The sequence below is a fragment of the Bacillus sp. L_1B0_5 genome, from assembly GCF_000836715.1.
Taxonomy (GTDB): Bacteria; Bacillota; Bacilli; order Bacillales; family Bacillaceae_G; genus Bacillus_A; species Bacillus_A thuringiensis_S.
On the sequence record NZ_JXIS01000025.1, the window covers coordinates 70,738 to 88,557 of the forward strand.

The following is a 17,820-nucleotide window of genomic DNA, read 5'->3' on the forward strand; positions in this document are numbered from 1 at the left end:
TCTTTTCACCCTTCCGCTTTTAATTCTAATAGTAAATCTCTTAGTTCAGCTGCACGCTCGAAGTCTAACGCTTTTGCTGCTTCTTTCATCTCTGCTTCCATCTTCGCAATTGTCTTTTCACGCTCTTTTTTCGTCATTTTCTTAGCAGGAGTTGCTTCGTATGTTTCTGTCTCTTCAGCAGTTGTCGTTGCACGGATTACATCACGTACGCCTTTTTGAATCGTTTTCGGCGTAATACCATGCTCTTTATTGTAGGCTTCTTGTATAGTACGACGACGCTGCGTTTCTTCAATTGCAATTCCCATTGATCTTGTTATACGATCTGCGTACATAATAACTCGGCCGTTTTCATTACGCGCGGCACGACCAATTGTTTGAATTAATGAGCGCTCTGAACGTAAGAACCCTTCCTTATCAGCATCTAAAATCGCTACAAGTGATACTTCTGGAATATCTAATCCTTCTCGTAATAAGTTAATACCGACCAGTACATCAAACTTACCAAGGCGAAGATCGCGGATAATTTCAATACGTTCTAACGTTTTAATTTCAGAGTGAAGATAGTTAACTTTAATTCCTACATCTTTTAAGTAGTCCGTTAAATCCTCTGACATTTTCTTCGTTAAAGTCGTAATTAATACACGTTCATTTTTTGCAATACGATCTTGAATCTCTCCTAATAAATCGTCAATTTGCCCTTCAATAGGTCGTATATCGATTGGTGGATCTAAAAGCCCTGTTGGACGAATAATTTGTTCTATTACTTCTGGTGACTGCTCTAACTCGTACGGTCCTGGCGTCGCCGAAACGTAAATAACTTGATTCGTTTTCTCCTCAAACTCATCAAACATGAGCGGTCTATTATCTAAAGCTGACGGCAGACGGAATCCATGATCCACAAGCACTTGCTTACGTGCTTGGTCCCCGTTATACATCGCTCTTACTTGTGGCACTGATACGTGCGACTCATCCATAACAATTAAGAAATCTTCCGGGAAATAGTCCAATAACGTATACGGTGTTGCACCCGCTGGACGAAGTGTTAAATGACGGGAATAGTTTTCAATCCCTGAACAAAAGCCCATCTCGCGCATCATTTCTAAATCATAACGTGTACGCTGCTCTATACGCTGCGCTTCTAACAACTTACCGTTATCATTTAATTCCTTTAAACGCTCTTCTAATTCTTTTTCAATATTTTCAATAGCGACCTTCATTTTCTCTTCACGCGTAACGAAGTGAGATGCTGGGAAGATTGCTACATGATCACGTTCTGCTAATACTTCACCTGTTAACGCATTTACTTCACGAATACGATCAATTTCATCGCCGAAAAATTCAATTCGAATACAATGCTCATCAAGTGATGCTGGGAAGATTTCAACTACATCTCCGCGCACACGGAATGTACCACGCTTGAAATCAATATCATTACGTCCATACTGTACATCAACAAGTTCACGAAGCAATTGATTGCGGTCCTTCTCCATACCAACTCGAAGTGATACAACTAACTCGCGATATTCTTCAGGAGAACCTAAACCATATATACACGATACACTCGCAACGATAATTACATCGTCCCGTTCAAATAATGCAGACGTTGCCGAGTGACGCAATTTATCAATTTCATCATTAATCTGCGCGTCCTTTTCAATAAACGTATCTGTTTGTGGTACATACGCTTCCGGCTGATAATAATCGTAATAACTAACAAAATACTCAACTGCATTATTCGGGAAAAAGTCTTTCAACTCACTATATAACTGTCCTGCTAACGTTTTATTGTGAGCCATAACAAGTGTTGGCTTTTGCACTTCTTTAATGACATTTGAAATCGTAAATGTCTTACCCGTTCCTGTCGCTCCAAGCAACACTTGCTTTTTCTTTCCACTATTAATTCCCTCTACAAGCTTCTCTATAGCTACCGGCTGATCACCTTGCGGGGAATACGCTGATATAATTTCAAATTGATGTTCCAAGTAAAATCCGACCTCCTCATAAAAATCTGTATTATTATTTTACCACGAATGCCTATAAAAAACCTAAAAAAACGAACAGATATTCGGTAAAGTTTTCGACAATATACACATAGAAAAAGGAAGGAGTAAATACTTCCTTCCTCTACTAACTCTATTTTTTAGGTACATATACTAAGTCATATCCATTGCGCCCAGCTTCATTCGTACAATCTATTAGCCTATAAGTGATTCCTGATTCGCGCTGGTCTTTAACAATACTTTTACAACTATCTTTATGTAACCCTTTATCCTTCCCGGCAAATTTGTCTTTTCTATTATCTGACACATAAAATATATCGTTCCCACTATACTCTAACATTTGAAAAATCGGGTCCCCTTCAAGGGTATACTGCACAATTCTTATTTTATCAACTTCCCTTTGCTCGACATTCAAAACGAACTTTTCAAATTTATCTAGATTGGAAATCCTGGTTCCCTTTACAATGACATCGTTCTTCTTATCAATTGTAGTGTTAGATGGTGAGCATGCTACTAAACTAAAGAGAAATAGACATATAAAGCTGGTTCTTTTTTCTATTGTCATCCTCTCCTATAAAAATTATTTGTATACCCAAAAGCTACTTTCAACTATGAAAGTAGCTTTTCTTTTCCTTTCTCCTTCTTCGGAAAAACCACATATGAAAATGAAATCGCTGTATCAACTAAAAATATAATTGCCCACACTTGGCTCACGCGACTTGCAGCTTTATTTAAAACGATTCCCGATTCTAACCAATTACCCCATTGTTCAAATGGAATAAATCCATACGCGAAGAAAAAGAATATGTGCACACCAACGAATAAAACAAGATGTAATACCCAATTTTTTATTTCCTGCTTTGCATAGGCCATACCTGTTAATTCTATCTGTTCTTCAATAATAGGCGCTGGTTCATTACGCCATTTCGCAACTAGCTTTTGCGCAAATATATCAAGCTTCTTCAAATCCTTTTTCCCATAGAAAACTGCATACAATAAAATAATTACAGTAATAATTTGAAAATTAGAGAACTTTCCTGTTTGATAATAGTCCACTGCCCCTAATGTTAAAATAAACACTTCATTTACGAGGAGTACAATCCCCATAATAAAGCTCGCCTTCTTCAAACGAAATCCGTAACGGAGTAAAAAGAAACCGATAGCCGATAACCAAAATATAATCTCTGCCCCAATTAAAAAATACCAACGATATTCTGCGAGTATGCTCATTTATCCTTCTCCCTTTCATCATAAATACGAAAAGCTTCATCCATATATAATAAAAACTCTTCTTCAATTGGATACATGCTCATTTTCTGTGAATCTTCCTTTGATTTTCTAACTTCCCATAACTTATCTAAAAACGCTTCGTCACCATTAGCCATTTCTAAACACTTCTGCATTAATCTCTTCATTGCCCTTTGTACCTCATCACTAGCGGCTTCTTTATCCTCTTTCATAAAAATACGTAATTGCTTTAATAAATCTACCCATTCTAAAACATTCGGATCTTCCTCACTCATATTCGGCAAATTATGAAGCAACTTTTGTTCTTCCTTTGAAAATACTTCATTTTGAAATATTTCACGTATACGAGGAGACTGTTTTGAAAGCTGAATAAGTTCAAACATAACTTTCCAATCAAGTTCTCCCTCTACATCTACCGAATAAACAACCGCTTGTAAAACACGCTCCATTCGATTGAACTTCTTTTGCTCTTCTTGTACAAATCGAAGTTGGTTTTCAAGTGATTTTTTCAAATCCAACTCACCTTTTACTAACATATTCGCAACTTCTTTTAATGAAAATCCCATTTCTTTTAAAAATAAAATTTGTTGCAAACGAATAACGTCAGCTTCACTATATAACCGATGCCCACCCTCTGTTTTTCCGCTCGGCTTTAATAAATCTATTTGATCATAATAACGTAGTGTACGTACTGTAACCCCTGTTTCCCTCGTCAATTCTTGTATTGAAATCACTACCATCACCTCTTCCCCCTCATTATAAAAGATGACGTTACGTCACTTTCAAGCATTTTGTAAAAAAAATACAAAAAGCTGTTTATACAAAGTGTATAAACAGCTTTTATGGAAATAACCCCTTTTGTATGGCGCGCCCACAAAATAAAATAAGTGCTCCAACAACAACACTCGTTGCCGTTTTATGATAATGGGCTAATACTAATAAATAATACGATAAACCTACAGTACCAATCATAATACAAATACTCGGCACTGGATTACGAGAAAAATTTTGCATTCCCCAAAGAAGCGCAAATATAGCTGTAGCGACACATAACACCGGTAATCCCATCCCAGTTCCCCTTTTTCTATCTATTATCCCTTGTTGCTAATACGCTCGTTGATGCGATACTTATTAATAAACCAAAAATAGCAATATATAATAGCTCAGTTACATGTACTGCTTGCCTATCTAAATACTTATTTACACAAAGATACATAATAAACAAGAAAACGAAGCTTGTAATACAAATCATAAAATATGACTTCATCTTGTTCACAACTCGCTCATCAATCGATGGTACTCCCTCTTCTTTCAAACGCTTCTGCTCTTTATATTCCGAAATTCCATATAAAATGACTAGCGCTACATTCGATATAAAAATAGTTCCCCACGAAATACTTAAAATCATTAAACTCGTATTTAAAAGAATTCCTGCTACAAGCAAACTCCCTACGAATCTCATGACCTCTCTCTTACTCATACATGATCAGCCTCTTTTCGATTTCTATATTTCCACTTCGGCCAATAGTTCACAAGAAAATATACCCACTGCCCTAGTACAAATAAAACAAACGGCATACCAGCATTTCCATCAACAATTAAATTATATAAACTCCATATCGCTAAACTAATCGTAAAAAATAACCCTACATATTTAAACGCTTTATCTGACTGAAATCTCTCAAACTCATCCTGCATTTTTTATTCCCCCTATCGCTATGCTCGTTTTCCTACCATAACTCCTATAATGAGACTACCTGCAAATAAGGAACTACATATTATAAATATCTCTTGCACAGGTATAACAGCCCTGCCTATTGCTTTACTCGCAACAATATAAACAATAAGCAACAGAAATGCGAATACAAATGAGACATTTACATGTTTTTTTATATTTTCATTTACTCGCTCATCTATATCGGGAAGTTCTTCTTTTTTGTACTTACGCTTTTTGTAATACACATACACTATCAAAAATACAATTGCTAAAACGTTACTCACTACGAGCGGTAAAATTGATATAGTCGGATTCATAATATGAACTATAATGTCTCCTAAAAACAATCCAAAAGTCGCACCGATTAATAACTTTTTAGTATCGTTCATTTTTCCTCCCCTTACTCTAGCGTAAATATTTCCTCCACCTTCACTCCAAAATATTTGGCGATTTTTAAGGATAGCTCTAGACTCGGGTTATAATGATGGTTTTCAATCGCCACGATTGTCTGCCGCGTCACCTGCATCGCCTTTGCCATTTCAACTTGTGTTATATGATTTTGCTTTCTTAATTCTTTGATTTTATTTTTCACACCCATAGGATCCACCTTCAAAAGTAAAGATATCTTTACTTAAATTATAAATATTTTCCAGTTATAAGCAAAGATATCTTTACAAATTTTAGAAAAACATTTCACTGCATATCTTCTCTAACAAAGTACAAGAGTAATTCAATTTATATCAGCGATTTTTTAAATATATCAGCGCAACTCCATTTATATCGGCGATTTCCCAAATATATCGACATCAGTAGCACCATAAGCATAAGAAAGAAGCTGCCCCAAAATATCTTTTGGAACAGCTTCTTCGTCCTACTTACATAAATCCTAATCCCCATACAAGAACGTATCCAAGAACCGATAAGCAAACCGAGCCAATCAGCCCCGCCACGAATGCTTTACTTCCTAATTTACGGAACGTTTTAAACTCTACATTTAAACCGAGCCCCGCCATCGCCATTGCGATTAGCATATAAGCAATGACAACAATGTATCCCGCAACAACTTCTGGAATAATCCCAAGCGAATGCACTGCACTCATCGCTAAAAATCCGAAGATGAACCAAGGAATTGGAAGGTCACGCCACGATTTTTTTTCTTTGCTTCCCTCGCTCTTACCAAACCATAATCCGATTAAAATCGCTACTGGTACAAGCATTGCAACGCGCGTTAATTTCACGATAACTGCGATATCTACAGCCGTGCTTCCTCCTGGCGCCGCAGCCGCAATTACGTGAGCAATTTCATGCAGTGTCGCCCCTGAGAACACTCCATATCCGTATGGAGATAAACCAAGCACTGGATATAATAACGTATAAATAAGCGTAAATATTGTACCTAAAATTGCAATGATCGCCGCTCCAACTGCTGTTTCGTCATCTTTTGCTTTCACTTGCGGTGCAATTGCCACGACCGCGGCCGCGCCGCAAATTGCCGTACCGCATGCTGTTAAAATCCCAAGTTTCTTTTCTACTTTAAATACTTTCGTTAGTCCGTATACAACAAAAATAGTAAATGTAATAACAACCGCCGCGATGACCAATACTTTCGGTCCCGCCTTCGCAATATCAACAAGATTTAATCGCATTCCAAGTAAGATGATCCCAAAGCGCAGTAACTTCTTACTCGCAAAGTTCGTTCCTGCAATCGCATCATGAGGAACTCCAATTGCAGCGCGCCAAACCATCCCAATTAGAATAGCAATTACTAATTGTCCCATAATATTTAAAAATGGAAGCTCTGCTAAATATTTCGCGGCAATTGCGATTAATAATGTAATCCCAATTCCTTGCGAAAATCCAAAGCCCTTCTTCTTTTGTATAACAAGTGTTTGTTCCACCTTGTACCACCCCAATAATCGTATTGGAACATGCATGTTCTTTCTACTTACATTATAAGAGAGTTTCTATAATAAGTTTAATACCAATACCAAATCTCTATCATCAGAAATACTTATGATAAGATGATAGAAAAAGAAAGGAGCCCATTATATGAACGTAGATATTTTAAAAATTTTTGTTACTGTCGTTGAACAGAAACACTTCTCACGTGCAGCAGAATTATTAAACCTTTCACAGCCCGGAGTAAGTATGCATATACGCAACTTAGAAAACGAATTTGGCACTACACTTATTCAACGCTCTCCGAAGCACGTCCAAGTTACGGAAGCTGGAAACATATTATATATACATGCAAAGCAAATGCTCTCTCTTTACGAAGATGCTAAGCAAGAGATTAATGAACTACATAACGTTGTAACAGGAACACTTCGCATTGGTGCTAGTTTTACAATTGGCGAATACTTACTTCCAAAAATACTGGCTAACTATGCGAATGAAAATCCACACGTCGAAGTTCATACTTTCATCTCAAATACAGAAGACGTTTTGCAAAGCCTTCGCTCTAATCAAATTGATATCGGCCTAGTAGAAGGGCAAGTCATATACGCTGATGTTGACGTTGAAACGTTTATGCAAGATGAAATGAAGCTTGTCGTTCCGCCAAATCATCCATTGCTCCGCACAAATGAAATAAATGAAAGCACACTCCAAGATCAAGTATGGGTATTAAGAGAAAGTGGTTCTGGTACACGCGCTTATAGTGACCGCTTTATTCATCAACACCATTTAAAAATGAAACGATTCTTTACATTCAGTAGTATCCAAAGCGTAAAGGAAGCTGTTAGTGCCGGTCTTGGCATCGCTATACTTTCTGATTGGACTGTACGGAAAGAGCTACTAGCAAAAGAACTATTCCACGTCGAAGTTCCAAATGAACAACTAATCCGTCCGTTCTCCATCGTGCGCGGCAAATATTTCATTCCATCTAAAGCCATTCAAGTGTTCTTAAATCATGTAAATTCTTTTGCGAAAAAACAGCATTGACCTTCACATTAGTGTGAAGGTTTACAATACATGTAAAAGGAGTGAAACACATTGCGAATTGGAGAATTATCAAAAGAAACTGGCGTTAGTGAAAGATCACTAAGACATTACGAAGAAAAGGGATTACTCCCTTCTAAGCGCCTTGCAAATGGCTACCGTGATTTTGATGAAAGTGCCATCGAAAAAGTGGAGCTTATTCAAATGTACTTACAAATTGGCTTAAATTTAGAAGAGACGGCAAGGATGCTGCGCTGCCTTGAAATTGAACCGCACCTGTACGACAATCCGTGCAGCAGTATCCTTACGCTTTACGAAGATAAACTCAATGAAGTAACAAAGCAAATCACATTACTTTCCAACATCCAAACGAATTTGCAAAAACACGTTTCACTCCTAAAACAAACAAAAGAAAAGGGATGATTACATGTTTGTTATACATGGCAGTTCAAGACAAAACGGAAATACGGAAGCTTTAACACATATGATGATCGATGGAATTGAAACAGAACAAATTTATTTACGTGATCACACAGTCTATCCTATTACAGATAAGCGTCATGATGCAGAAGGATTCCAACCTGTAAATGATGACTACGAGCAGTTAATCAAACGCATGTTAGAGCACGACACAATTATCTTTGCTACACCGCTATACTGGTATGGAATGAGCGGTCATATGAAAAACTTCATTGATCGCTGGTCACAAAGCTTGCGCGATACATCTCTTCATTTCAAAGAAAAAATGAAAGGCAAAAAAATGTATGTTGTCATCGTTGGCGGGGACAATCCAAAGCTAAAAGCATTACCGCTTATCGCTCAATTCCAATATATCTTTGATTTTGTTGGTTCATCATTTGAAGGTTATGTTATTGGGGATGCGAATGGATTAGATGAAATCCAAAATGATGCTGAGGCACTGACAAAAGCACAATTGTATAATAATAAACTCAAAAATAATAAATAGAAATTAGTTTGACAAACCGTTTTATATGCGCATACAATAAAAGTAATATTATGAAAGGAAGGTACTTTGACCAATGAAGTTCTAATTCTCTTATTTATTTCATCCATCACAAATAGTGAACAAAAATGATGAAAACTAGCAGAGGATTAGTCTGTCCATTTGTCGATACTTTCTTTCGAAGCGATTATGTAAAAAATCGTTTATTTATGTACGATTTTTACATACAAGGGCGACATTTATCCTCTCTAGTGAAACTAGGGAGGTTTTTTTATGACTATTTTATTCGCACGTAATATTGAAAAGAGCTTTGGTGATCGTACCCTATTTACGTTGCCATCACTGGAAATTCAAGTGCAGGATCGTATAGGAATTGTCGGAGTCAACGGAGCTGGAAAATCTACGTTACTACAAATATTAAGTAAGGAAATAGAAGCTGACGAAGGCACAGTAACTCATCATAGTTCTATCAGCATCATTCCTCAGCTTAGCGAAGAACTACCAGAAACCGCTTCTTCTCTCGCAAAAGGAAAATGGAGCATTTCAAACGTTACAGATTCAATGAGCGGCGGTGAACGAATGCGCCTAAAAATTGCCCACGCTCTTGAACAGAATGCAGGCATTTTATTCGCTGATGAACCAACAAGCCACTTAGATATGGTCGGTACAGAGCAATTAGAAAAGGCCCTTTTATCTTATAAAGGGGCACTTGTTTTAATATCACATGATCGTGACTTTTTAGATGCGATATGTACAAAAATCATCGAAATCGAAGACGGTACTATTCAAGAGTATAAAGGTAATTATTCAAACTATCGCAAGCAAAAAGAACGTGAGCGAATACAAAAACAAGCAGAATATGAGCAATACGTACAAGAAAAAAATCGTTTAGAGCAGTCCATTTTACAAAAAAAGCAACGTGCTTCTAGCATGACAAAAATCCCAACACGGTTCAGTTCATCTGAATCTAAACTTTATAAATTAAGTGGGGCTCATGGCCAAGAACAGGTTAGTAAAGCAGCGAAAGCATTAGAGACACGTCTCGAAAAACTAGAAAAGAAGGAGAAGCCAAAGGATCTTTCTCAAGCTCAGTTTGACGTACAATACCATGCACCCATTCATAGTAAATTAGTAGTACAGTTCAATAAAGCAACAAAGAAAATAGGTGACCGCACACTATTTAAAAATATGAATGGAACTATTGCTCCTGGTGCAAAACTTGCTATTTTAGGGGCAAACGGAAGTGGAAAAACGACTCTGTTCAACATGCTTCTCACAAACGAGCGTGGCATTCAGCTTTCGAAAAGTTGTAAAATTGGATACTTCGAACAAACACTATCCATTTTAAAAACAGATAAAACCATTTTAGAAAATGTTCTAGAAGAAACAAACTATACAGAATCGTTCGTTCGCACAATACTTGCACGGCTTCTATTCCGCCGTGAAGATGTTCATAAACCTGTGCACGTTCTAAGCGGGGGTGAGCGAATGAAGGTTGCACTCGCAAAAGTATTTTTAGGAAACTATAATATGCTTCTGCTCGATGAACCGACAAACTATTTAGACTTAGCGACGCAAGAAGAATTAGAAAGCATGTTACAAGAATATCCTGGCACTATACTTTTCATTAGCCATGACCGTGCCTTTATTCGCTCTGTTGCAGACCATATTCTCCAAGTAGATGAGAGTGAACCAAGAATCTTCCACGGTAATTACGAGCAATACACAAAAAGAACCACCGGAGATTCTGTAAACGTTACTGAGCAAGAATTGTTACGATTACAAACAAAATTAACAGAAGTCATCAGCCGGATTTCCATTCCAAATCATCACGATGACATCACATCTCTCGAACAAGAATACGCAAAATTATTAACTCAAATTCAAAAATGTAAAGAAGCACTCTAATGTCTTCCCTATATATCGACGGGGCATTCCACATTTCCCAAGAAATATTGAATCTTCGACATATAAAGTAAAAAGCCATGCATCAGCACGGCTTTTTACTTTATATACGAACAGCAGTCCCGCTCACAGCAACCATTAGCATCCCTTCGCGAACTACTTCGTAATCCACGTCAATACCAACAATGGCATTCGCATTTTTTTGTCTTGCGAAAGTTTTCATCTCTTCCATTGCAATGTCGCGCGCTTCTTTTAATTTACTTTCATAAGCACCCGCACGACCGCCGACAATGTCACGGACAGAAGCGAAGAGGTCACGAACGATATTCGCGCCCATAATCGCTTCTCCATTGACGATATCGATATACTCAATAATTTCTTTTCCTTGAATTGTAGACGTTGTTGTTACAATCATACTCTATAGCCTCCCATATGAGATTTTTACCTACTTATGGTGCACTAATTCAGTACAAATTATATTTACGAACTAAACTGAGCTTCGTATAACCTACTGTATCCTCCGCCTTGCTCAATTAATTCATCATGTGAACCTTGTTCTGCAATACCGTCTTTATTTACAACGACAATTCGATCTGCATTTTTAATCGTTGCAAGTCTGTGAGCGATAACTAACGTTGTACGGCCAGCTGCTAATTCAGCAAGTGATTTTTGAATTGCAAGTTCCGTCTCAGTATCTAGTGCGGAAGTAGCTTCATCTAGTATTAAAATTGGCGGGTTTTTCAAGAACATACGAGCAATTGCTAGACGCTGCTTCTGTCCACCAGAAAGTTTTACACCACGCTCACCGATAACAGTATCTAAACCGTCTGGTTGTGAGTAAATTAAGTCTTCTAACTGCGCACGTTTTACTGCCTGCCAAATTTCAGCTTCTGACGCCTTTAAGTTCCCGTAAGCAATATTTTCACGAATTGTTCCTGAGAATAAGAACACATCTTGCTGCACAATTCCAATTTGCTTACGAAGTGAAGATAATGTCATATCTTTCGTATCAATTCCATCAATTTGAATCGATCCAGATGATTGCTCATAAAAACGTGGTAATAGGCTACATAACGTCGTTTTCCCAGCTCCTGATGGTCCAACGAATGCAACTGTTTCACCTGCATGTATGTTCAAACTAATGTCATTTAAAATCGGTTCTTTATTTTCATATCCAAACGTAATGTTGTTATATTGAATATCACCATGTACATGCTTCACTTCCATTGCATCTTTAGAGTCTACAATGTCAGGCTCTGTTTCAAGAAGCTCTACATACCTTTTAAAACCAGCGATTCCTTTCGGATAGCTTTCGATTACCGCGTTAATTTTTTCAATTGGACGGAAGAAAATATTCGTTAATAGAACGAATCCGATAAATCCACCGTATGTTAATTCTCCTTGCAGAACAAACCATGTACCGCATATTAATACGAAGAGCGTTACGAGACGCATGAGCATATAACTAATCGATGAATTTAAAGCCATAATTTTATACGCCATTAATTTCGTTGTACGGAAACGAGCGTTGTTCACAGCGAATTGCTCTTTCTCAAACTTTTCATTTCCGAATGCTTGTACAACGCGAATACCACCAACGTTGTTCTCAATACATGCATTGAAATCAGCAACGTCTGAGAATAAACGTCTGAACGTACCTGTCATTTTTTTATTGAAGTAAAGTGCTAACCATAATAAGAATGGAATGACGAAGAACGTTAATAGCGCTAACTTCCAGTTAATCATCATCATAAATGAGAATGCCCCAACTAAAGTCATAATAGCGATAAACAAATCTTCTGGTCCATGATGAGCAATTTCCCCAATTTCCATTAAATCGTTTGTAAGGCGTGAAATTAGATGACCTGTTTTATTATTGTCAAAAAATCTGAATGATAGCTTTTGAATGTGATCAAATAATTTCTGCCTCATATCTGTTTCAATGTTAACACCAAGCATATGTCCCCAATATGTAACGACATATTGTAAACCTGCATTTAACATATAAACTGCGAGTAAACCGAAACAAGCCCATAAAATAAGCGTCCAGTTTTGCCCTGGCAATAACTTATCAATAAATTGATTTACGATAAGCGGGAAGCCGAGTTCTAATAATCCTGCGACAACCGCACAAGAAAAGTCGAGTATAAATAAACCTTTATACGGTTTATAGTACGAGAAAAATTTACGCAGCATATCTTACCTCCATTTTCCAAAATTAAAAAGACTCCCTAAATGATAACCATTATCAAATAATTATTCAAGTTATCCGTCTATGAAACTGAAAATAAACTTTGCGATAGCTGTCGTTTTTGGCCGGAAAGTCGATATATTCGAATAATCGCCGATATAAATTTCATTTACTAACTACCCTCCCCCCAAAAAACAAAAAAAGGTACCACCACAAGGTGATACCATTCCTTCTATTACATCGCTTCTGAATCCCACTCATGCTCCTGCTCAACGAATACAATACCTAATTCGTGATGTCCACCAGCATATAATGCAGTTTGTGCAAGACGAAGCTCACCATTTGTATCTAATACTTCTAATTTACAAAATGCTCCTGTCGTCTTCGTTTGAAGCGCATCATAAAATTCCTCGGCGCTTTTTGGAATGACTCCATTTACTTTCGTAATAATTTCTCCAGGCAGTAATTTTAGCTCTGCTCCAATTGTATTTGGAATTGTATCTAGTACAACGAGCCCATCATTGCGTGCAGCAAAATACGCTGGTCTTGTTTCATCGGCAATTTTCTCTTGCATCGAAATTGTGAAACGTCCAAGCATCGCGACTCCCATCGCGATAATTGCAAGTACGTGCCACCAGTAACTTGCGATTCCTAAAACGAGCACAAGTCCTGCTAATCCATAAACACGTCTTCCTGTAAATAATAAAGCTTCCGTCGGCTCATAACTTTTAATCTTTCTCATAAATCCAATTAAAAATGGAACGAGAAATAGAGAATATGTATTTGAACCTATTGAAACGACAGGCCACCATGAAATAAACTGCGTTACCGCATCACCCGGTACAAGAATAAAAATAGGAACGATCCATAAACGCTTTGATTCGTGTAAACCAATCTTTAGCCCACGCTTGCCCTTCCTAATCTTCGGTGTAGAGTATCCTACTGCATTTTTAGAAATCAATAAGCCTTCTACAATAAGCATAACGCCTAGCAAAATAGCAAGGGATACGATGGTATTCTCTTCACCTTCTCGAAGCTGTAAGAAGGAAACTGGTAGCTTAGAAGATAATAGAACACATACAATCGCAATGCTAAATGTATAAGCTGCCGATAAATATCGATACATAGCCGTTAATCCAAATAGTAATGTCCAAATTAAAATGGCCCATAAGCTTGCTTTAGAAACAACAAGTCCAAGCCCAATCGTAATAATAGATACTACTAATCCGTATCCAATCCCTGCAAATAGAGAGGTTCGCAGTTCAAACCAAATATCATAAACTTTAAAAGAAAAATCTTTTCGTTCTCTTAACATACGTAAGTATCCAACGAAGATACTACTTATTACAAATATATAGACAGCAGGGTGTAAGAAAAAACGTCCAACTGCCCGCATTATTTCAAAAATCCACGCCTCCACGAACTCATTCACCACCATTTATATCATTCTTTCTTTTTATATTATCATAACTAAACAAACGTTTGTTTAACACAAAAAAATACAGGCAGCAAACTGCCTGTATTTTTTCTTATTTTGCCATTAATTTTAATGCTGAATGTAATTGTAGATCATTTTCTCCAGAACGGATTTTTTCGATAATTTTAGTTTGAATCGCTTCAGCTGTCTTTTTATCAAGCTGTCCTGTCGCTTCCATCTCATTCGCATTTTGGAATGCTTTCAGCGCCGATTCTGTCTCTTTACTAAAGTATCCATCTTCACGACCTGGTACATACCCTAAGCTCTTAAGCATTTCTTGAGCATGTTTTACTTGTACATCATTTGAATTGTATGAAAGTGTTTTTTCAATTTGAATTGGTGTCGCATGATAATAATTTGGTTGCTTCACTTCTACTGTTGGCGCGATTCCTTTTTTATGAATCCAGTTCCCATCCGGCGTTAACCATTTAAACATCGTTAATTTAATGTTGCTGCCGTCTTTAAATGGAACAGCTTGCTGGACAGTACCTTTACCAAATGTTTTTTCACCAATTAAATCGTATCCTTCTCCTTCTTTCAGCGCACCCGCTAAAATCTCTGAAGCAGAAGCACTTCCATTATCAATTAATACTGAAATTGGATATGGTTTTCTCTCTTTCAGTTCCGTAGAGAATTTCTTCTTCTCACCATTTCGCTGTTCTACTTGTAGCATTGGCTTTTTATTCGTCATAATTTCCCCTAGTATATCTTCTACACTATTTAAATAGCCACCAGGATTACCACGCACGTCAATAACTAAGCCTTTTATATTTTTCTTTTCCAACTCTTTTAACTGATCCTTAAATTCTTTCGCTGTATTCTCAGCAAAAGAAGTGATTTGCATATAACCGATATCTTTTCCGCTCTCTTGCTTCACAGAACTAAACACTGTAAAGATTGGAATCTTTTCACGCTTAATTTTAAATACAATCGGATCAGTTACTCCCGCACGTTTAATTTCAATTGCGACAGTCGTTCCCTTTTTACCACGAATTTTTAATACTGCTTCTTCACGTGATAAGTCTTTCACACTGTTTCCATCTACAGATAAAATTTGGTCATTCGGTTTAATTCCTATCTTTTCTGCTGGTGAACCTTTAATTGGCGATACGATAATAAGCTTATCGTCCGTCTTGTTCACCTCAGCCCCAATCCCCTCTAATTCAGGATCAAGCGATTCACTAAACTGTTTGGCTGTTTCTTTATCCATATACGTGGAATAAGGGTCCTTCAGCGTAGACAACATACCTTGTATTGCACCTTCAACTAACTTTTCATCTTTCACGTCTTCCACATAACGTGAATCAATTAGTGCATACGCCTCATTAATTTTTGCCAAATTCCCTTGCGCAGTGCTAGCATTCCCACTCGAAATTGTTTGCGTTACTTCTGCTGGGTTAACCCCAAATACAGACATGCCTGCAAACATTCCGCCAGCACCAATTAAAAATGCAACAACCATTCCAATAATTGCAACTCTACGTTTCAATGCGGAATTCCCCTTTCCAAAACACACAGGTGGTGTAGCAAAAGGCATCACACAGTGTGTGATGCCTTTACCTATTTCTACTATATGATAAGCTTGTACGAATTATGTTTGCAACTTTTTATACTTTTAAGAAGCGACGAATTGACATTACACTTCCCCACATACCGATTAAAGCACCGATTAACACTAGTAAACCAGCTAATTGGAATACGAAAGGACTGTATGGTAGAAGCTCGAAAATTGTTCCGCCAAGTTTTTCGTTAAACACACCTTGCAACGAATTATACGTAACTAGAATTAGGCCAATTGGAATAATTGATCCTAATACTCCTAAGAATAATCCCTCTAGCAAGAATGGCCAACGAATAAACCAGTTTGTTGCACCAACAAGTTTCATAATTTCAATTTCTGTACTACGAGCATAAATTGTAATTTTAATTGTATTAGAGATTAAGAACATCGCTGTGAATAAAAGACCAGCAATTAACGCAATCCCAATGTTACGACCAGTTTTCACAGTATCAAATAATCGTTCAACTTGCCCTTTTCCGTACTGAACATTACTGACAAACTGCATTTTTTCAACTTTCTTCGCGATTGTCGCTGTATCTGTTGGTTCTTTTGCTTTTACAACGAATACGTTTTTAAGTGGGTTATCTTGTTCAAATAACTCAAACGTTTTTCCGCTATCACCTAAGCTTTTAATTAAACGTTTTAACTCTTCTTCTTTAGAAGAATATTTAATAGAATCTACTTTTGCAATTTTACTCATATCTTCTTCTAATTTCTTTTGATCAGCTTCTTTCGCAGCTGGATCAATGTGTACACGAATCTCTACATCTTGCTCTACTTTTGTCGCAAAATGGTTCATATTCATAATCGCTGTTAAAAAGACACCTACAAGTAATAATGTAACTGTTACTGCACTAACAGAAGCAAACGTCATCCATCCGTTACGTGATAGATTCTTTACACCTTCTCGCAAATGTCGACTAAGGGTCTTAGCCTTCATATCCGTATCCTCCCTCAATCTCGTCTCGAACAATTTTTCCGCCTTCAATCGCGATTACACGATGACGGATTGTATTTACGATATCTGCATTATGCGTCGCCATAACAATTGTTGTACCACGCTCATTAATGCGAGTAAAAATCTTCATAATATCAAGAGCTGTTTCAATATCTAAGTTACCTGTTGGCTCATCGGCGATTACAACCTTTGGTCGATTTACAATCGCTCTCGCAATCGCAACACGTTGTTGCTCCCCGCCCGAAAGTTCACTTGGAAGTGCGTCTGCACGATCTTCAAGGCCTACAAGACCTAGAACTTCTGTTACACGCTCACGAATTGCATCCGGTTCTTCTTCAATTACTTCTAAAGCAAACGCAACATTCTCATATACCGTTAATTTAGGTAGTAATTTAAAATCTTGGAAAATTACGCCTAATTGACGACGAAAATACGGAACGTCTCTTTCTGCCAATGTTTCGATAGTAAGTCCATTTACATTAATAGATCCTGTAGATGGTTTCTCTTCACGATACATCATTTTAATAAATGTAGATTTTCCGGCTCCACTCGGTCCAACTACGTATACGAATTCACCTTGTTTAATGTTAACTGTAAGACCAGCAATGGCTTTCATACCATTCGGGTACTCCTTATAAACATTCGTCATTTTTATCATTATTTATCACCCAATACTTAATGATTTTTTTCGAAATACTTTTCTGTACATCTGAAAATAAAAGACATCCTTCATTTTCACTTATTCATCCTTGTTGAAGGTAGTTTACTTATGCTTTCTCATAAGCAATACCACTCTATGTAATATATTTCAGCAAAATTCTACAAACCCCATTGTAACATCAAACGGTTTCCAATTTGG

Annotated in this window: 20 protein-coding genes; 4 read left to right on the forward strand and 16 right to left on the reverse strand. The window is 37.2% G+C overall.

Going from position 1 to position 17,820, the window contains the following annotated elements; genetic code table 11:
* Positions 1 to 5: 5 nt before the first annotated feature.
* From uvrB to RT27_RS08385, 10 genes are all read right to left on the reverse strand, one after another.
* Positions 6 to 1,982: an excinuclease ABC subunit B gene (gene uvrB, locus RT27_RS08340; RefSeq protein WP_000400989.1), complete on the reverse strand. Its 1,977-nt coding sequence runs from the start codon at positions 1,980 to 1,982 to the stop codon at positions 6 to 8.
* 151 nt (positions 1,983 to 2,133) lie between these two features.
* Positions 2,134 to 2,565 (reverse strand): DUF4362 domain-containing protein, encoded by a 432-nt coding sequence (locus tag RT27_RS08345; RefSeq protein ID WP_043935805.1) that lies wholly within the window; start codon positions 2,563 to 2,565, stop codon positions 2,134 to 2,136.
* Between the two features lie 44 nt (positions 2,566 to 2,609).
* Positions 2,610 to 3,230 carry a hypothetical protein gene (locus RT27_RS08350; protein WP_043935806.1) on the reverse strand — a complete coding sequence of 207 codons (621 nt, stop codon included), beginning with the start codon at positions 3,228 to 3,230 and terminating at the stop codon, positions 2,610 to 2,612.
* On the reverse strand, positions 3,227 to 3,988 hold the full coding sequence (locus tag RT27_RS08355; RefSeq protein WP_016079744.1) for a MerR family transcriptional regulator: 762 nt from the start codon (positions 3,986 to 3,988) through the stop codon (positions 3,227 to 3,229). The genes RT27_RS08350 and RT27_RS08355 overlap by 4 nt, the downstream gene beginning before the upstream one ends.
* Before the next feature lie 100 nt (positions 3,989 to 4,088).
* On the reverse strand, positions 4,089 to 4,316 hold the full coding sequence (locus tag RT27_RS08360) for a hypothetical protein (RefSeq protein ID WP_043935807.1): 228 nt from the start codon (positions 4,314 to 4,316) through the stop codon (positions 4,089 to 4,091).
* A gap of 16 nt (positions 4,317 to 4,332) precedes the next feature.
* On the reverse strand, positions 4,333 to 4,728 hold the full coding sequence (locus tag RT27_RS08365) for a hypothetical protein (protein ID WP_043935808.1): 396 nt from the start codon (positions 4,726 to 4,728) through the stop codon (positions 4,333 to 4,335).
* Positions 4,725 to 4,946, reverse strand: coding sequence for a hypothetical protein (locus tag RT27_RS08370; RefSeq protein ID WP_001150199.1), 222 nt, complete (start codon positions 4,944 to 4,946; stop codon positions 4,725 to 4,727). The genes RT27_RS08365 and RT27_RS08370 overlap by 4 nt, the downstream gene beginning before the upstream one ends.
* Before the next feature lie 18 nt (positions 4,947 to 4,964).
* Positions 4,965 to 5,354, reverse strand: a complete 390-nt coding sequence (locus RT27_RS08375) for a hypothetical protein (RefSeq protein ID WP_043935809.1) — start codon at positions 5,352 to 5,354, stop codon at positions 4,965 to 4,967.
* A gap of 11 nt (positions 5,355 to 5,365) precedes the next feature.
* The gene (locus RT27_RS08380; RefSeq protein ID WP_000538364.1) at positions 5,366 to 5,563 is read right to left on the reverse strand and encodes a helix-turn-helix transcriptional regulator; all 198 of its coding nucleotides are present in this window, start codon (positions 5,561 to 5,563) and stop codon (positions 5,366 to 5,368) included.
* 277 nt (positions 5,564 to 5,840) lie between these two features.
* A complete protein-coding gene (locus tag RT27_RS08385; RefSeq protein ID WP_043935810.1) occupies positions 5,841 to 6,863 on the reverse strand; it encodes a YeiH family protein in 1,023 nt (340 codons plus the stop codon).
* 151 nt (positions 6,864 to 7,014) lie between these two features.
* On the opposite strand from RT27_RS08385, the gene RT27_RS08390 reads away from it, so the two are divergent.
* From RT27_RS08390 to abc-f, 4 genes are all read left to right on the forward strand, one after another.
* Positions 7,015 to 7,908, forward strand: coding sequence for a LysR family transcriptional regulator (locus RT27_RS08390; RefSeq protein WP_029443596.1), 894 nt, complete (start codon positions 7,015 to 7,017; stop codon positions 7,906 to 7,908).
* A 51-nt stretch (positions 7,909 to 7,959) separates the two neighbouring features.
* Entirely contained in the window at positions 7,960 to 8,328 is a 369-nt protein-coding gene (locus RT27_RS08395; protein WP_043935811.1) for a MerR family transcriptional regulator, read from the forward strand.
* Between the two features lie 4 nt (positions 8,329 to 8,332).
* Positions 8,333 to 8,872 (forward strand): flavodoxin family protein, encoded by a 540-nt coding sequence (locus tag RT27_RS08400; RefSeq protein ID WP_043935812.1) that lies wholly within the window; start codon positions 8,333 to 8,335, stop codon positions 8,870 to 8,872.
* Between the two features lie 270 nt (positions 8,873 to 9,142).
* The gene (gene abc-f, locus RT27_RS08405; protein WP_043935813.1) at positions 9,143 to 10,777 is read left to right on the forward strand and encodes a ribosomal protection-like ABC-F family protein; all 1,635 of its coding nucleotides are present in this window, start codon (positions 9,143 to 9,145) and stop codon (positions 10,775 to 10,777) included.
* A 100-nt stretch (positions 10,778 to 10,877) separates the two neighbouring features.
* Here abc-f and RT27_RS08410 read toward each other — a convergent pair whose 3' ends face one another.
* From RT27_RS08410 to ftsE, 6 genes are all read right to left on the reverse strand, one after another.
* Positions 10,878 to 11,189 carry a heavy metal-binding domain-containing protein gene (locus tag RT27_RS08410; RefSeq protein WP_029443600.1) on the reverse strand — a complete coding sequence of 104 codons (312 nt, stop codon included), beginning with the start codon at positions 11,187 to 11,189 and terminating at the stop codon, positions 10,878 to 10,880.
* A gap of 65 nt (positions 11,190 to 11,254) precedes the next feature.
* Positions 11,255 to 12,970 (reverse strand): ABC transporter ATP-binding protein, encoded by a 1,716-nt coding sequence (locus RT27_RS08415; RefSeq protein ID WP_029443601.1) that lies wholly within the window; start codon positions 12,968 to 12,970, stop codon positions 11,255 to 11,257.
* A 230-nt stretch (positions 12,971 to 13,200) separates the two neighbouring features.
* Positions 13,201 to 14,403, reverse strand: a complete 1,203-nt coding sequence (locus RT27_RS08420; RefSeq protein ID WP_016085217.1) for a PDZ domain-containing protein — start codon at positions 14,401 to 14,403, stop codon at positions 13,201 to 13,203.
* Positions 14,404 to 14,494: 91 nt separating this feature from the next.
* Complete coding sequence (locus RT27_RS08425; RefSeq protein ID WP_043935815.1) at positions 14,495 to 15,979, reverse strand: S41 family peptidase; 1,485 nt, start codon at positions 15,977 to 15,979, stop codon at positions 14,495 to 14,497.
* Between the two features lie 70 nt (positions 15,980 to 16,049).
* Complete coding sequence (gene ftsX / locus RT27_RS08430) at positions 16,050 to 16,943, reverse strand: permease-like cell division protein FtsX (RefSeq protein ID WP_000645028.1); 894 nt, start codon at positions 16,941 to 16,943, stop codon at positions 16,050 to 16,052.
* Positions 16,933 to 17,619, reverse strand: coding sequence for a cell division ATP-binding protein FtsE (ftsE, locus tag RT27_RS08435; RefSeq protein WP_080117069.1), 687 nt, complete (start codon positions 17,617 to 17,619; stop codon positions 16,933 to 16,935). The genes ftsX and ftsE overlap by 11 nt, the downstream gene beginning before the upstream one ends.
* Positions 17,620 to 17,820: the final 201 nt, after the last annotated feature.

Coding starts and splice junctions, on each gene's coding strand:
- RT27_RS08345 (WP_043935805.1), bottom strand. CDS start 2,565: ATGACAATAGAAAAAAGAACCAGCTTTATATGTCTATTTCTCTTTAGT.
- RT27_RS08350 (WP_043935806.1), bottom strand. CDS start 3,230: ATGAGCATACTCGCAGAATATCGTTGGTATTTTTTAATTGGGGCAGAG.
- RT27_RS08355 (WP_016079744.1), bottom strand. CDS start 3,988: ATGGTAGTGATTTCAATACAAGAATTGACGAGGGAAACAGGGGTTACA.
- RT27_RS08360 (WP_043935807.1), bottom strand. CDS start 4,316: ATGGGATTACCGGTGTTATGTGTCGCTACAGCTATATTTGCGCTTCTT.
- RT27_RS08365 (WP_043935808.1), bottom strand. CDS start 4,728: ATGAGTAAGAGAGAGGTCATGAGATTCGTAGGGAGTTTGCTTGTAGCA.
- RT27_RS08370 (WP_001150199.1), bottom strand. CDS start 4,946: ATGCAGGATGAGTTTGAGAGATTTCAGTCAGATAAAGCGTTTAAATAT.
- RT27_RS08375 (WP_043935809.1), bottom strand. CDS start 5,354: ATGAACGATACTAAAAAGTTATTAATCGGTGCGACTTTTGGATTGTTT.
- RT27_RS08380 (WP_000538364.1), bottom strand. CDS start 5,563: ATGGGTGTGAAAAATAAAATCAAAGAATTAAGAAAGCAAAATCATATA.
- RT27_RS08390 (WP_029443596.1), top strand. CDS start 7,015: ATGAACGTAGATATTTTAAAAATTTTTGTTACTGTCGTTGAACAGAAA.
- RT27_RS08400 (WP_043935812.1), top strand. CDS start 8,333: ATGTTTGTTATACATGGCAGTTCAAGACAAAACGGAAATACGGAAGCT.
- abc-f (WP_043935813.1), top strand. CDS start 9,143: ATGACTATTTTATTCGCACGTAATATTGAAAAGAGCTTTGGTGATCGT.
- RT27_RS08410 (WP_029443600.1), bottom strand. CDS start 11,189: ATGATTGTAACAACAACGTCTACAATTCAAGGAAAAGAAATTATTGAG.
- RT27_RS08415 (WP_029443601.1), bottom strand. CDS start 12,970: ATGCTGCGTAAATTTTTCTCGTACTATAAACCGTATAAAGGTTTATTT.
- RT27_RS08420 (WP_016085217.1), bottom strand. CDS start 14,403: ATGGTGGTGAATGAGTTCGTGGAGGCGTGGATTTTTGAAATAATGCGG.
- RT27_RS08425 (WP_043935815.1), bottom strand. CDS start 15,979: ATGCCTTTTGCTACACCACCTGTGTGTTTTGGAAAGGGGAATTCCGCA.
- ftsX (WP_000645028.1), bottom strand. CDS start 16,943: ATGAAGGCTAAGACCCTTAGTCGACATTTGCGAGAAGGTGTAAAGAAT.
- ftsE (WP_080117069.1), bottom strand. CDS start 17,619: ATGATAAAAATGACGAATGTTTATAAGGAGTACCCGAATGGTATGAAA.